General features: G+C 37.2%; 10 protein-coding genes. 9 read left to right on the top strand and 1 reads right to left on the bottom strand.

Translation table 11 applies throughout. The features are described from left to right. The first annotated feature begins 6 nt into the window (after positions 1-6). From MHB44_RS18040 to MHB44_RS18015, 6 genes are all read left to right on the top strand, one after another. The gene (locus MHB44_RS18040; RefSeq protein ID WP_341300284.1) at positions 7-180 is read left to right on the top strand and encodes a hypothetical protein; all 174 of its coding nucleotides are present in this window, start codon (positions 7-9) and stop codon (positions 178-180) included. 1,369 nt (positions 181-1,549) lie between these two features. Then, positions 1,550-2,731, top strand: coding sequence for a DUF2399 domain-containing protein (locus MHB44_RS18035; protein WP_341300283.1), 1,182 nt, complete (start codon positions 1,550-1,552; stop codon positions 2,729-2,731). Then, positions 2,713-4,125 (top strand): hypothetical protein, encoded by a 1,413-nt coding sequence (locus MHB44_RS18030; protein ID WP_341300282.1) that lies wholly within the window; start codon positions 2,713-2,715, stop codon positions 4,123-4,125. Before MHB44_RS18035 ends, MHB44_RS18030 begins: the two co-directional genes overlap by 19 nt. Then, on the top strand, positions 4,076-4,747 hold the full coding sequence (locus tag MHB44_RS18025) for a hypothetical protein (protein WP_341300281.1): 672 nt from the start codon (positions 4,076-4,078) through the stop codon (positions 4,745-4,747). The genes MHB44_RS18030 and MHB44_RS18025 overlap by 50 nt, the downstream gene beginning before the upstream one ends. Next, positions 4,744-7,944, top strand: a complete 3,201-nt coding sequence (locus tag MHB44_RS18020; protein ID WP_341300280.1) for a hypothetical protein — start codon at positions 4,744-4,746, stop codon at positions 7,942-7,944. Before MHB44_RS18025 ends, MHB44_RS18020 begins: the two co-directional genes overlap by 4 nt. 627 nt (positions 7,945-8,571) lie before the next feature. Then, positions 8,572-10,527: an AraC family transcriptional regulator gene (locus tag MHB44_RS18015; RefSeq protein ID WP_341300279.1), complete on the top strand. Its 1,956-nt coding sequence runs from the start codon at positions 8,572-8,574 to the stop codon at positions 10,525-10,527. Between the two features lie 215 nt (positions 10,528-10,742). On the opposite strand, the gene MHB44_RS18010 is transcribed toward MHB44_RS18015, so the two are convergent. Continuing rightward, positions 10,743-11,474, bottom strand: a complete 732-nt coding sequence (locus MHB44_RS18010) for a helix-turn-helix transcriptional regulator (protein WP_341300278.1) — start codon at positions 11,472-11,474, stop codon at positions 10,743-10,745. A 124-nt stretch (positions 11,475-11,598) separates the two neighbouring features. Between MHB44_RS18010 and MHB44_RS18005 the strand changes: the two genes are divergently transcribed. The 3 genes from MHB44_RS18005 (at position 11,599) to MHB44_RS17995 (ending at position 16,719) form a co-directional block, all read left to right on the top strand. After that, positions 11,599-13,062: an amidase gene (locus MHB44_RS18005; RefSeq protein ID WP_341300277.1), complete on the top strand. Its 1,464-nt coding sequence runs from the start codon at positions 11,599-11,601 to the stop codon at positions 13,060-13,062. A gap of 743 nt (positions 13,063-13,805) precedes the next feature. Further along, positions 13,806-14,828 carry a hypothetical protein gene (locus MHB44_RS18000; RefSeq protein ID WP_341300276.1) on the top strand — a complete coding sequence of 341 codons (1,023 nt, stop codon included), beginning with the start codon at positions 13,806-13,808 and terminating at the stop codon, positions 14,826-14,828. A gap of 637 nt (positions 14,829-15,465) precedes the next feature. After that, positions 15,466-16,719, top strand: coding sequence for an MFS transporter (locus MHB44_RS17995; RefSeq protein WP_341300275.1), 1,254 nt, complete (start codon positions 15,466-15,468; stop codon positions 16,717-16,719). Positions 16,720-16,864: the final 145 nt, after the last annotated feature.

The raw sequence follows: 16,864 nt of genomic DNA, 5'->3' as shown, positions 1-16,864 counted from the left end.
CATTATTTGTCGCTTACGATTAATCTACATGCGGTTGTGTTAGTTGGCTATAATGAGCTCAATAATACCGTTCATGTGATGAATCCGCTAAAAGGAAGAGTCTCACATAATGCCGATAAGCTTTTCAAAAGCTATAAAGAACTTGGAAGTCATGCGATGATTGTTGAGAGAAATAAATAGATAGAAACAGGGGTTCCAAGGAAGTGCCTACGAAATTAATGGATGGTAAGGTTGTATAGTTATAGGGACTATTTTGATGCTAATAGTGATTGGGAATATAAAAATTATCTTGTAAACGATATCGATATAAGAATATTCATATATTAATAATGGTAAATGTTGGGTGTGTAGTGGTACTGGTAGGTTACCTAGCAATCCAAAGGCAAGAAGACTACTAAAGTTGATGATCTATTATAAGAATACTTACAACTTAAATCATGGCAAGCAGTAAACGGTTATTGAGTAGTAAAGAAAACTATTATCATGGATAAAAATGAAAGAAGTTAAGGCAATCATATCATGAAGAGAAAACGAGGGTCTGTTTAACAGGCTCTTTTTTATATTCTTTTGAAAGCCTCTACAATACATGAGCTTTTAGCTATGATAAGAAAAAATCCCCAGCCGTACTATGGATTCAGGTCTGGTCAAACGACTTCGTACGAAAGGGGATCCAAATGGATAATAAAAGTTTAGTACATATAACAGGGCATTGTAAGTTTCACATCGTCTTGGCACTAAAGTAAAGAAGGTAAATTATTTATGGTCAAATTAAAGCAGTTATAGATAGAATTGTTCGCCAATTATATGAGATGTAGAAATTATTGAAACAATGGAATATCCCAATTGTTTTCATATTTGGTAAGTATCTCGCCCAAATTAAGTGTTTCATCATTATGTAGGCTATTTGAAAAGGTAAGGTAGTTTAATGATATTTAATTGACAGGCGAACCTGCTATAAACGGCTATTTGCTCGCCTTTAGTGGTTAGTGAGAAAATGGAGTGCAGTTGGCGGACCTTTCAGAAGGTTGTTAGACATGGGTCAGTATCGCAGCGTTTTATGAGTAGAGAAACCCACCAGTTAAATTAGGGTTTTTGCTTGAGTTTTCGGGCGATTTTGTACTGTGGCATTCAATTTGGGAATCAAAATAAGGCTATTTAATTAAATTACTAGAACTTATAATAAAATTAAATTTAGAGGTCACACTTATGGTAAAAATAATCAAAGGAGCAAAGAAAATTTAATCTAATAATGTTTAGTAATTCTATTAATATTTATAATTTTGAATTTAGGTTATCCATTTATTAGATAAGCGTCTAGTTTCAAAATTAATGAAAAGTGCTAAAACACTAGAAACAAGATCCTTTAATCAGTCCAGTAATGATATTTACTAAATTTAGGAAATGGCTCTCAAAGAGATGTACCAGCAAGAAACGGATGCGTAGGAAAAGATGCTACCAATTGACATACTGTTTCGTGGCTCCTTATAACAAACAGAACATAGGGTACGCTACTATTTAACTAGAAACAAGGTAAAGGAGGGTTTTTACGATGCATGAGGCATTTATCCAAGTGTATTTTTTGAAAAAAGATGAAATAATTGAAAAGGTAGAACAACAAGAGCAATTAATGGTTGCGACTATAGTCAAAAAGACTGCGCGTACATTTCGTAAAGTTGCGCATTTAAAGTTGACAATGCATACAGAATTTACTTCCCCACTTCCTAAAAAATTAGCATCCTATAAATTCACACCAAATGCGAAGCGAATGTTAGATGAATCGAATGACACGATTCAACAGTGGCTACAACAGGGCTGGATTGTGCGCGAAATTCGTTATCATACAGATGGTATAAGCGTCAAGGAGGATTATTACCGCATTGGCCCAGCGTACATAGAAGAGCAACAAAAATCCGAGAAGCAACAGTTCACAAATCAGCAGCAACAGATGCAGGCGTTACAGCAAAAGGCTGAGCAACTAGCGTTACCAGAGATATTTCAACAGGCGATCGAATGGAATGTGCTGCCTAAACAGTGGACAATGAAAAAGAGGATGAAATATATTGAGTTTTGTTTAGCGTTCTATGCATTATCCTTGCAAAAGGAGCTATTTGATTTTAAGGAAATCGGCGCGACCTTACATGATAAGATTGGGGGCTCAAAGGTATTTGACCAACAGCGTGAGGTTTTTTTAGCACAGCTAGAGCAAAGTGGAATTGACCCGACGCTTTACGGGCTAGTGAGCATCGGAAAAATTGTGCCAATTTATTTTACTGGTAATGTGCAAAATAGCCTTGCAACGTATGCGATTGGCGCGGTGCATGCGACGACCGATAATGCGGTCTTACTATCACCTTTTACAACGACAAATACAACGTTATGGCTTGTTGAAAACCGAGCAATTTTAACGCGTATGGCTGTAGAGACAGAATTTTTAAGGCAAACGAATTCCTGCATCGTTTGTTTAGACGGTCAAATTCGTTCTGCACATAAGCAATTTATAGAGCAATTACTGCAATCAGCTATTAAACAAACGATTATTTGGACAGATACCGATAGCGAGGGTATCATGATTGCTAGGTATGCCGCTGCATTAGTTAAGGGAACTGTAAAAATAGTTGGGCGTGATTATGAATTGTATCATTCAATTGAAAGCTATACCGCCCAAGTGCAAGAGGCACATGAACAGGAACAGCAGTTAGGAGGGGTTGAACAATGGATAAATTGGATATAAAAGCACCGATTTCGATTTTTACAAGCGATTACCAAACTGCAGAATTTATGAAATCAATGCGTGATTTAGCATCATTAGCAGGTGTGTTAAAGGAATTAAGCACAGAAAAAATGTACGATTCCCCAATCGAAATTATTCGTTTTTTAAATGTTATTCAGTTAATTAACGAAGCATCTCTTGGGATTAAAGATGCCATCGATAATGAGGAAGTACTATACTACCGATATCAGTCTACTTATTCGCAAGATAATGAACCGCCAACATTAGCGCAAATTACGAGAATGCTCACGATTTTAGAACGCAATAATTGGATAATCAAACAGAGCCGTCAGATTAAAATGCGTGACCGTGGAAAAAATTTAATGGACGGGTTAATTCGCATGGGTAACGATGCACTTGCCTATTATTTGCAGGATGATATTGGCCGCTCGCTATTTCAAGCAAGACGCGATGCCGAAATAAGCGCTGCCTACGACGACCAAGGGATTTCTGGAGGCAATAAAATCGCATCGATGATTTACAATGTTGAAGAGGCAATTAAGCAATTAGAGGAACGCCAGCTTGAACTCCTTGCTGATCGCAATGCCTTACCGCAGTTGGAGAAAATTAATCAACTCATGCTTGAGCTTGAAACAAAATTAAATGAGCGCTTACAACAGTTTGGCACTGTCGAAGAAAGTACGAAAATGAGCGATTTAATGCGCCGCGGAACGGCTGCAATTTCAAAAGGGACTTCTCTTAGCTTAAGCTTGCTAACAAAATATATTCGCTTTGTCAATATGCAGCTCACACCTACCGCTAACATCATTTCACCAGAAAAAGTGCGTCAGTTTATTTTGGCGATGCATTCACCAGAAGCCAATCCGAATATCCCAACAGCCCATGATATTTTAAGTTTTATGGAACAAAATCAATATGAACAAGAGGCGATGGATGGCCTATGGGTCCCTGTAAAATTTGCTGCACCAATTGGCCCGCAAGATATTACAGAAGCCGTACATTATTTGCAAACGTATGAACCGAAGCTAGAAAAGCCGATTTCTCATCAGCTTGAGCCTGAATATGAAGAGGCCGAAATGGATAGTCGCCCAATAAAAGAAGCATTACAAGAGGTTTCATGGAAAATGATCCAATCACTGATTGATACCAAACGAATTGAAAATTATTTAACCGAGCACGGTGAAACGGAAATGGAAGAACTTATTGTGGAATCGAGCTCAAATAGATGGCATGATGCAATTCTTTCATTATTAGCTGTCTCAGCATTAACTAGTAACAATAAGGTAGAACAGCAGCCTATCGAGCAAACGAAAGATTATGAAAAACAATGGGAGTGGATAGACGATGACGACAAACGATTTACCGTTCGACAATACCCTCATGATGATGAATAGTTTAAAAGGTTATCTAACGACCGAAGAGGAATTAGCATTTATGCAGTTATTATTTTCTTCATCTGCATCGATCAAAGGGGCAAATTACGGCTTAGCAAAGAAGGATTTAGAAAAGCTGCTTGGCATTAAAAGTGGAGATGATGATGCTTTCCATTCCTTTATCAATCGTTTAAATGCCGCGTTAAGTCGCTATTTCCGTATTATTTATGATGATCGTCGAGACCGCGTGATTGTCATGATGCATGTAACAGCAAAACATGCGAAATCTACATTAAGCAGTGAGGCGCTCGCAATTATGTTGTATTTATTTTATCACCAAGAAGTACTTGGGCATGAATTTACGCTGCTGCATCAAATCCTAGTTGATTTTGGCCATGAATCACTAAATGCCAATCGTAAATTAAAAAATAATATCGACCAACTGAAAAAAATTGGCGCGGTTACAGACTACGAATCCGTCTCAGAAGAGGCATATATGCTAACGACCATAGGAGTACATATGTTTTCAGAGTCATTTTTACGACGTACAACGGAATTTGCCCAGGAAACACAGCTTAGTAAAGAAGAAGTAATGAAGTTTTTCAATCGTTATAACCTACATATTAAGGAGGAAAACGAATGATCCCATATCAATTGAAAATTCATGGCGTTCGCGACTACTCACCGCTAAGGATTCATTTTGGGGAAGCAGACGAGCATATTTTAATTACTGGTCCAAATGGTGTGGGGAAATCGACATTAACATTTTGCCTTGGTGCCGTGCTACATTCATCGAAGGTAGAATTAGAGGGACTTCGTTCAACAAATTTAAAAGTAAATGACCCTTGGTATGCACGTATAACGCTCGTATTTCTAAATGAAGGCCCAACAAAAATTGATGGTCCAAAATTTATCGCCTTTCAGCTGACGGTCAATCAAGATACGAAAAATAGCCCGATTCAGCGTGAGTATGAGGTTTTAAATGGGCAAGATACAGCGAATTTAACATCTCATGCCCGCTATACATCTGGTGGGACAGCGGGACGTACATTTAAGGCGTATCGTGAAGATTTGCGTGTGCGCTATAAAATTGAGCCAGATGTTTATTATTTAATTTGGTATCAGCAAGAAGTCAATCAATTTGCGGCGATGTACCCGGAAGAGCGTTTCCGCAAATTTAGTGACATGTTCGAGATTTCTGAAATGCAAAAGGAATGGGAAACTTCATTAGAAAAAATTAAAGAAGTTCGTACGGAAATTGAATATTTAAAGGGTATTCAAAAAGGCGCGGAGCTAAGTGTGAATGCGGCTCAAACCGAGCTCAATAAATATTTAGATAACAAAAGGCGTATTTTCACATCTGGTCAAAAATACTACACATTGCTCCAACACATCATTACGTATTATAGCACCTCAATGGAAAGGATGGCCGGGCAAAAGGCTAAATATCAAGTGGAAAAGGAAAAACTAACGGTTACTCAGCAACAATTAAAGAGTAAAATTGATAGGCTAGAGCACCAAAAATCACAATTATCGGAGAATGTTGCGACATTGTCACAGCAATTAATCATCATTACCGATAACTTACAGCAGCAAGAAAATGAAGACACACAGCAACAAGCCTTGCAGCAGCAGTTAGAGCAGCAGCTTGAAGAAATCGATGAAAAGCGAAAGCAATTACGTTTTGATGCCGAAACGACACAACGTAAGCTAGAAGAAACCAATGAACAATTAGCTATAATTACAAACCAAATAGGTGAACTCAGTAATCTGCAAAGCCAATTACGCCAGCAACAGCGCGAGCTCGAACAAGAAAAAGTCCATATAGAAATCACTTCATCAGAGCTAAAAGAAAAAATAACAAATGCAGAAAAGCACAAAGCAATTTATGGAAGCAGTGCGCAAATCGAGCAGCAAATTAACACTCTATCACGGCAAAATGAACAAGATTTTGAACAGATACAGCGTCTTTCAATGGATTTAAAAATGTTGGAACAGAAAGTGACACTGTATGAACAAAAAAAGGTTGTATCCAAACGCCAGCAGCAGGGACTACTTCATTTAAAGCAGCAGCAACTAGAGGCGTACACATTACGTGAGTTGATTGAGCTTATGCCATCTGCTCCATTGGAGTTAGAAAAGCAACTAGAGGCGATTAAATATACCATTTTTTATGTCGGAAAAAATCATAAGCCAGTCAATGATTTGTACTATGTATCACTTCAACAGCTTGTGCCGACTGAAAGTATCTCGAAGCTACCAGAGTATGGCTTACAAATTCGCAGCGATTTACCTGAACAGCAGCAGAATTATGCGAATAAGGCACTTTGGTGGGTGCAGCAATTTTACTTAGAGAGCCCGAAAATCGAGCAAGGTCTGTTATATGATACGCGTGGTGTTCGCGGTGCGCAAGAGGCAGCGCAATATATTTTAAGTGATGGAGCAATTGAAAAGCTGTTGCAGGACGTACAGCAGCAATATACAAAAACAAAGAACGAGCAGCAATATTTAGAACAGCAATACGAAGAAAATCAACAACAGCTGAAACAGCTACAAGGCCATCTTCATACGATGCAATTAGCCGAAAGTACTTTATTAAAGCAAGCGGATTATGCATCTTATAGGCAGCAGCTTGAGCTTGTTGAAGAAAAATTGTCAGCTCTTTATGATGAGCAAACCGTACTTGAAATCCAACTAGATAAGCTGAAAAGCGAGCAAATTGATGCACAGTATCATCAGAATATTTATAAGCAACAATGGCAAATTCATGAGGAGCTCGGTGCCTTTGCAGAGCAGCAAATGCAGCTACAACGGATTGAGCAGGCTAGAAAAGAGTTGCAGCAAAATATTCGAAAACTTACTAAGGAACAAGAGACAAAAGAGCAGGAAATTCATCAGCAAAAACGTAAGCAATTGCAACTTGGTGAACAACAACAACTATTCGAGAGCGAGTTAAAAATTGTCGAAAGTCAACTAACAGGTTATGATTTATCGATTCAAAAGGCTAAGGACAAGCTGGAGTTGGATGAAACGATGAAAAGTCGCTGTGAGCTTGATATGATTGAACTTGAACAGGTGTTACCACAAGAAGCACAGCAACTAGACGAACAACTCCCGACGAACTTATCACTGACAATGCTACAGGCTGAAATCGAACAAGTTAAAGCTGAGCTACGCAATGCCCGTTTAGAAAAAATTAACGAAAATGCCCAGCAAAATTATGATCAACAAAAGGCTGATTTCGATAAGAAAAATGCTGATCTAGCGAAATCGGAGCAATTACTTGAAAGCAATACCATTCGTGCAAATGAGCTAGAGGACCGTTTAGAAACCACGATTACGATGCACTTAATCAAAATCAATACGCTTTTCCAAAAGTATATGGATTTGTTTCAGTTTGAAGGGCAAGTGGAAAAGGAACGCATTGAGGAAAAATCAGGTCGTGTCAATTTCCGACTTTATATTAAAGCGCGTAAAATTGGGCATCAAGGTGCACTTGAAGATGTGAGTATGAAGGCTCGTAGTGGAAAGGTGGGGCTAGGTGTATCAGGTGGGGAGGAATCACTAAGTTCACTTCTTTTCGCACTCGCGCTGCTGCAAAACTTGGCTACTTCACCAGGCTATATCGTGCTTGATGAGTTTGATAGCGCATTAGATGATGAGCGGAAAAATAAGGTGTTTAATCTTTATGCCGAGGAGCTACAACGTAAGCTAATTATTGTGTCACCAAAGGGACATGATGAAATGTATTACCACTGCTTCTCAAAAGTATTCATTGTGGAGCATGATGCAACAATTCCAAAAAGTACGATTCGAGGGATTCAGGCTAAAAAGATGTGAATGTCATCACTGTTGTTTAATAATGGGATAAAGGAGTGCTAAAAGTCGCGAAACTTTTAACATGCCTTTTTGTATTTAGTTGTACTGACGCAGCTGTGAAGTTGTTCGCATAATTCAGGGAAAACCAAAATGATGGAGTGTTTTAACGATTTATGTTGAGGATTAAACTTTTCTTTTAAACGTAAATACAAATTTCTTGTTTATAATACTATTCAGACAATTTGTGCTTTTTTAATGTATCTTTTGAAAACCCCTTACTATTGAACTGCGTCAGCAATTGTTAGACACACTCTACCAATTAGTGGCGCAGTTTTTACTACTGAGGAAAATAAGAAGCTGTTTGACGCTATTTAATCGGCAAATCAATCGTTTGTTGGGTTAAAAAAACGAATATGAAGGTGTAGAAGCTTATTTGAAACCAAAATAAATTACACACAACGGTTTAACGTACTAAATTTAACAAGGTACGTCCTTAATTGGATAGTCAGAAATGATTTTACTGTCCTTGACATAACTTAAAACAAAAATCAAAATGAGAATGATTATCATATTTGATTAAATTGTAATATGCTTGGGAAGGAGCAATCTAATGGACTGGGTAGATAGCATTTGTTGCGTGGTTTTATTATGAATATAGGTGAACAAATTCAATTGTGGAATCAAGTTGTCATTCGTGTACTCGACGTTCGGATAAAACGAATAGGGCGTGGCGATGAGATTTATGATTATATAACACCAGCAAGCATGTTTATGTTTGTAGCAAATGGACGTGCTGAACTGTGGGTAAACGATGAAGTGTGGCTATCTGAAAGGTTTCATTTGCTACATATTGGCAAGGGGCAGCGGCTAACGGTTCAAACTACTGATTTTCTTGATATCTATATGATTTTATATAATGCTTCTTTGCCTGCTGCAGCATTGCGAGAGTTTCATATGATAATGCAAATAGACAATCCATTTATGAAAAGCTGGGCAGTGTCACCGTGCGAACCGCTCGTTACGTTGGAGATGCTAGAAACTATGCTTGCAGACTGGCAACAAATAGACAATAAACAGCTAGACAAAGAGAAAAACATGAAGGATGTCCAGGAATTAATGAGACTGAAGGCCAAAGGGGATTTCATCCGTTTCGTACATACAGCGTTAAAGGAGCGGATGGAGCATGCACACGCCCCATCGTTAGCCGAACAAGTTGTCCGCTATATTGCAAAAAATTATCGTGGCTTGATTTCCATGGAGCAGCTGGCCCAGCAAATGAATTACACTCCACAATACATTTCGAGGAAATTCAAAGAGCAAATGGGATGCAGTCCACTTGATTATACGATTCACTTACGTATAGATTTAGCGCGAAAGTTACTATGTGATACCGAAGCGACACTACAGGAAGTAGCTGCTTATGTTGGTTATCCTGACACTATCTATTTTAACCGTATGTTTAAGAAGCAAACAGGTATAACACCAGGGGAATACCGCAAGCAATATCAGGATATAGGTTCGAAAGATACAATGAATTGGACAAATTTGTCCATTGTTGCTCCACATCCAGCAAAGTATTATTTAAGTGGTAATGATATTCATTATCAATTAATGCTAGATGGAGGAAATGATATGGCAATTAGAAAGAAAAATCTGTTAGCAATGGCACTATTGTGTCTAACTATGGTCACATCGGGATGTGGGACATCATCAGAAGGGACAAACGACAATAGTGACTCAACTAAATCGAATCAAAGTAAGTCTGAAGCACCTGCCAACAACCAAATGCGAACAATGACAACGGCACTCGGAGATGTGGAAGTGCCTGCCCAACCACAACGTGTAGCGGCACCTGCTTATTTAGGAACCGTATTGGCACTTGATGTCCAACCAGTTGCCTCTGATTCTTTTTTAATGGAAAGTCCATACATAGAAGGGATGCTTGATGGTGTGACAGATGTGGGAGATTCGCTAGAAGCACTGGTTCAATTGAAACCAGATTTAATCATTACTCAACTGAATCAAGAAGAAGCAGTGGAGAAATATTCATTGATTGCGCCAACTGTGGCTATGCCCTACAATAGCTTTGAAACGATTCAGGAGGAAATGCGTTATTTCGGTGATTTATTAGATAAAAAGGATGTCGCTGAACAATGGATTACCAATTTTGAGAGCCATACAAGTACATTACGTGATGAAGTTCAAGCTGTACTTAAGGAGGGAGAGACAGTTTCCGTCATGCAGGAGTATGATGGAAAGGTATTCTTATTTGGACCGAAATCTGGACGTGGGGGTCGCATTATGTATGAAATATTAGGTGCGAATCCACCTTCAACTGTGCCAGAACATATGCTAGCTGAATCATTTTATGAATTCTCGCTAGAAATGCTTCCTGAGTATACTGGAGATTATTTGGTTTTAACAACGGAATCAACGTTAGAGGAACTGCAGGCTGATCCGATTTGGGGTAACTTGCCTGCGATTCGAGATGGAAAAGTATACTTGTGGACTGAAAGTCAGTCATGGTTTAGAGATCCGATTGCTGTAGAAGGACAAATAGACAACTTAGCTAACTGGATGATTGAAACTGCCAAAACAAAATAAAAGTGTAGCTAAAGAAAGTCTGTGATAAATATTAAACATTATAGAAAAGAGACATTTCGATTTTGGAAATGTCTCTTTTATCATGTCATTTCAGAATATATTGTAGATACGCCTAAAGTCCAAATGACCTCTATTTAATAAAAGAAGGATGGTATAAGAGTTCAATGTAACAATAGGTAGATATGGAACAGGAAATTATTCTTTGGAGGACACTACTAAACATGATCAATATACTTCAAACATTTTGCCAGCAGCTGGGTGCGATTGGTTACTTGAAACTTTCTATATAGGTTTTGAAGGTGTTTTTTGATCGTATTTTCACTGACGAATAATTGCTGGGCGATTTCTATGTTTTTCAAGCCTTTAAATACAAACTTTAAAACTTCTTGTTCTCGTTCTGTCATTTCCAACACGATGGAGGGCTGTGAATAGTGATGGAGAGAATACATGTTTTCGATATTTTTTTTCAAATACACTAATTTTAAAATATCTTTTTCATTAAATAGCTTCTCTCCCATTTTTCTTAAAAAGCCGATTACTGCTATAGATTTATCGTCTACTTTCAAATACATTGCCATTTCATCCTCATAGCAATTTTCCCTCAAAAAAACTTCCTTATAGTGCGTTTGTTTTTGTAAGCACATTACTTCATTTTTATGCAGCAGTTGAATGGAAGGCTGTGTCTCTATATTTTGGGGATGTAATGGATCAAAATGTTTATATGTGCGTAAATAATCATTTAGTATATTAACCTCTATATTAAAATGTATGGGTGCGTTTAATTCGTTGTTTGATATTTCCCAAAATAATAAATGATGATAGCCGAGATGTTCACTTAACGTCTGCAAAAGTTCTCTTTTAAATCCTTCATCACTTTGATTCACATTCATATTCGAAATATGATAGCTCGCTTTAAGAATGTTTTCTAAATCATTTTCCAAAAACATGAAAACACCTCGTTTCTCTATTAAACACTTATATTCTACTTAAAGAAGAATTATCCTTTTGGGTAATAGTGATATTTTAGAATATTCAGTACATTAGAGTTATAAACTTATACGAGGTGATGATATGAATTTACAAGAGTATGCATCATATGACGGAATTGGATTAGCAGAACTAGTAAAATCAAAGGAAATAACACCGCAAGAGTTAAAAACATTAGCGTTAGAAGGAATAAAAAAAGTCAATCCATCCATTAATGCAGTCGTCAGTATTTTAGAGGAGCAAGCGGACCAAGCAATTGAGAAGGTTGATGAAAATGCTCCGTTTGCAGGTGTTCCATTTTTTATTAAGGAGCTTGTGTTACATGCAGAGGGTGTTTCGCATAGTATGGGAAGTCGTATAGCTGAAAATACAGTTATACCCGTTGATAGCGAGTTAATGGCTCGTTTTCGGAAAGCAGGTTTAATCTTAGCAGGTACTACGACCACACCTGAGTTTGGCTATAATGCCGCTACGGAAGCAGTTATTTATGGGGCTACACGTAATCCGTGGAATTTACAGCATAGTCCAGGTGGTTCGAGTGGTGGGTCCGCAGCTGCTGTTGCGAGTGGTATTGTGCCAATCGCTCATGCCAATGATGGTGGTGGTTCTATTCGTATTCCCGCTTCCTGTAGTGGGTTAGTTGGATTGAAGCCTACACGTGGAAGAGTTCCAGCTGGTCCATTCAATAGTGAGCCTTTAAATGGTATTGCCATTGAGTTCGCTGTGACTCGTACAATTCGCGATACAGCTGTTTTATTGGATCAAGTAGCAGGCCCTGATTTAGGGAGCTATTCCAAATTAGAAGTAACACATGCACCATATGGACAGCTTATCCAGGAAAAAATACGCCCTCTAAAAATTGCTTGGACAACTGAAACAAATTCTGGAGCATTTGTCGATCCGGAATGTATAGAAGCAGTTCATAAAACAGTTCAAGTTTTAAAAGACCTAGGACACGAAGTAGTAGAAGCACGTCCTAAATATGAACAAGCATCATTTACAAAGGCAACAGTTAATATTTGGACAGCGAATATTTATCAAATGATTAAGGGTGCCGCAGCGGGAACTGGTAAAGCAGTTTCTCCAGACAATATTGAAGCAGCCATTTGGAAATGCTACGAATATGGTGGTCAGTTAAAGGCGGCTGATTTATTGGAAGCTATTCATACAAATGCAGTCGTTTCGCGTCAGGTAGCAGGCTTCTTTGAAGACTATGATATTTTATTAAGCCCAACTATTGGCACACTTCCTGCTAAAATTGGTGAATTAAATGCCAACAATCCTAACATTTCAGCTGTTGAATGGACAGAGCAAATTTTCACGTATGCACCGTTTACAAATTTATTTAATGCTACTGGTCAGCCTTCCTTATCATTGCCTTTAGCAGAAAGTAAATCAGGCCTACCAATTGGTCTACAAATGACAGGTAAATTTGCTGATGAATTGACGTTATTACAGTTAGGTAGACAGTTAGAGGAAGCAATGCCATGGAAAGACCGTAAGCCAGCAATACATGTGAGTGCAGAACAGCCTCAGCCAATAGTATAGTAATTACTAGTAAGCATGGTTTACAGGCTTCATACTAGATAAATAAATGGAATTTGTGAGTTTTGTCTGCATCATTATTTCATAAAAAAGACAGATAAATTGCTGAATAATTAATGTCATTGACTAGTAGCGTTTTTGAGAAAGTAAGAAAACACCCAGCTACCGGAAATATGATAGTTAATACTGTATTGCTATAATATAATCTTCGTTTGCCACAAAGGTAGAACAGTTAAATGGGGAATTATCAATAGGTGTGCTTTTATGGGACATGCTGATGGTAATTCCTTTTTCTTTGGCTGGTCATAGGATGTAGAGCCGGAGTATTATAGATTAAATGATAAAGCTGAAAAAGTGTAAGTAAGACACAATCTATTTCTTAAATAGCATATCCTCTTAGTGTTACATAAATCTGTGATGTTTGAAAGATATCCAAAAGGTAAGTAAAACCTACTACAAGGTTATATAAGGACCGGCCAGTATGAAAAATCTTCACCCAATTTATTTTTAGTTATTTGTGTGCTTATGCTTCGTACAGCACGACTAACTGTATTTTACATTACATTTTCAATGGTAGATGTTTTTTACTGTTGCAATTTTCGATTAATCCACTTATAGAAAAATGCTTTTCTTTATATGTTGTTAAATGATGTATGTTTAGCAACCTCACATTCCCTTCGTAAAATAGTATAATAAAGGTAATAATGAAGGTTATAAAATTTATAAGCAAAGGGGCTGGGTGTATTATGAAAATTGAAGTTGGTGAATCGCTTATTTTATCCTGGTTAAAGCATATAAAAATGTGCAAATTGGTTCAAATGAATTGGAAAGCATCGAATGGATGGGAGCTCCAACATAGTAATGTTTTAGAGCAGCTTATGTATCAATCACATCGTCTTTTTCAAACAAAGTATGGATATGATTTATATAAGAAAAATAGTGGTATAGGTCAAATGCTGAAACAGGCAGAGATTGATGTAGTCGGCATCAACTTTAGTGGCAATGAAAATCATATCTATGCGGTTGATGTCGCTTTCCATGAATTTGGCTTAAACTATGGCTCTAAAGATGAAACAATTGCACGAGTAGTAAAGAAAATTATACGCACAGTTATGTGTATATATGGCTATTTTCATTATAAGACAGCAACAATTATTTTTACAGCACCGAAAGTTAATCCTGCTGTATTAACAGACCTTAATAAATGTATGAATGATATCCAAAATGTCTTACATGGCTTTGATTTACATTATAATATTCAAATTATTGCTAATGATGAGTTTAACAAAAAAATTCTCACACCTGTATTAGAGGTTATGGATTACGTTTCCGATACCTCGGAATTATTTATACGTAGCTTACAAATGTATAATCTTTTTTCAGATAAAGTTCAAAGAAAGCTTAAAACTCATACGCCTTCTTCAAATGTAAACACAACGAAAGAGCAAATTTTAACAGATGATAATAATTTCGATGAATTAAAGGATATGAAAATTGGTATAATCGCAAAAACTGTTCTTCGTAAAATACTAGAGGATGGCAAGATTTCACCAGAGGAGATCGAGTTGATGCAATCGAAGAATTATTCAAAGAAAAATTTTGATATTCAGTATCCGCTTCTTCAAAAAGTAAGTCTAACCAACGAAATTAGGCCAGAACGCTACTATTCTTTTAAAGTGCGTATACATGAAGAAGAGTATTTTTTATGTTCCCAATGGTATGAGAGCGATAGACCATTCCTAATGAAATGGCTGATATTACATAAGTAATGACAACGAATGCGTTTAGATTTTGTGAGATGGTCATATGGGAGAGCGTAATAAACGAAGATGAAGATTTTAAATATCTATTTGTAATAAATATTTTAGGTAAATCACAAACTTAGTTTGCAGCTTATCAGAACTAAAGTTTTACAAGGTGAAAATGTAATTAAAAAGAAGCGATTGCTGTCGTTGTTTTTTGAGTTCTAAGTATTATATTCATTGATAATAAGATGAGGTAATTGTAAATAAGGCTGTGACAACAGGGGGTATATAGAAAAGCTAAAATATATAGAAGGGTTAAAAAATCATAATAGTGCCCGAATAGTGTATTTTAGATTACTCCCTGAAAGTGAGTGGAGTGAAGCGGAGAAAACTTACAAAACCTTAGAATTTGGTAACCAAGATCTTGGTACTGTTATTCTAGGCCATAGTTTTGCAAACGCTGAATCTGCTCGTCAATTATATAGACTATTAACTTATTTAGATTCAGATACATCTATTTACAGGCACGACCCGTTCTTTAAAAATTTTTCGATACTTTATCATGGAGATACTTTCGTTTGCAGAGCTTAATTCAAAAAAGGTCTTTATCTTGGCATACCATTCATATAAATAATATAAAAGCTAATGGGAGTAATGATTATTGGATAGACAGCATGATAAGTACAAATGGATTGTGTTTGCTTCTGTATTGTTTACGTATTTGATTATGGCAAGTCAACGAACTGCACCAGGGTTAATTACAGACCAATTAATGAAGGATTTTGGTGTGACGGCATCGACAATCGGGTTATTGACAAGTGTACAATTTTTGGTGTATATGAGCTTGCAAATTCCAATGGGGATTTTAGCGGATCGCTTTGGACCAAATTTTTTTCTAATCGTTGGTGCTGCTCTTACAGGTTTAGGAACGATTTTTTACAGTTTTAGTACACATGAATTTGTGCTATTTTTTTCGAGGCTGCTGATTGGGATAGGCGATGCGACGATATGGGTGAATATGGTGCTTATTTTGGCGCAATGGTTTCATAAAAAGGAATTTGTTCGATTAATTGGCTTCGCAGGTATGACAGGAAGCTTAGGTTTTTTATTAGCAACAGTTCCTTTTGCTACAATGATCCTTTTATTTGGTTGGCGAATAATATTTCTTGCAGCGGGATTCTTACTATGTTTATGTGGTGTGCTTCTGTACGTTGTGCTTGTGACAAGTCCAAGACGGATCTTTCCAGAGGAGCAAGCAGCGGTAATAGAGGAAGTACAACGAGAGAAAACGGCTGTTTTATTACGAAGAATCTGTTTAAATCGACAGGCATGGGCTTTATTTTTTTGCCATTTCGGGGTTGTTGGAGGATATGTTGGCTTTATCAGCTCATGGGCAGTGCCATATGGGCTGGATATGTATGGGATGACGCGTTCAGGTGCAAGTCAGCTAATTATGATTGGTCTAATTGGGGCATTAATTGGCGCTCCTTTAACGAGTGGGATTGCCAGCAGGCTAGTAACAATTAAAATGCCATATATTGTTGTTCATATTACTGTTTTATTAAGCTGGTTGACGTTCCTGTTGTGTAAAGGACAGCCGTCATTTTTCTTGCTTATTGTACTTTTCTTTATGATTGGCTTTGGCTATGGAGCAAGTGCTTTAACCTTTGCGGCTGTTCGTCAGTCTTTTCCTCTAGCAGAGTCTGGTATTGTTTCAGGCTTTGCCAATACAGGCGGCTTTTTTAGTGCCGCATTGCTACCGATGATTTTTGGTTATGTTTTGGATATTTCCGGACGTTTAGAGGATAGATATTTCTATGGTTTAATCATACCAACCCTCTTTTCCGCAATTGGCTTGATTGGTATTATTTGTTTAAAGGAGAAGCGGTGGAAAGTGGAAAATAATAGTCCTTAACAAAGAAAATAGAGGGATATTGAATGGGAGTTAGACTCTTTTTTAATATTCCTCTTCTACTTTGCTGAAATATATAGTAAAAGGATAATATAGATTTAATTAACACTTTTTAAGAACTAATGTTCGTGTTATATTGAAGTTAGAA

It is taken from the genome of Lysinibacillus sp. FSL H8-0500 (assembly GCF_038051955.1).
GTDB lineage: Bacteria > Bacillota > Bacilli > Bacillales_A > Planococcaceae > Lysinibacillus > Lysinibacillus macroides.
This window is presented reverse-complemented; position numbering and strand designations above follow the sequence as displayed.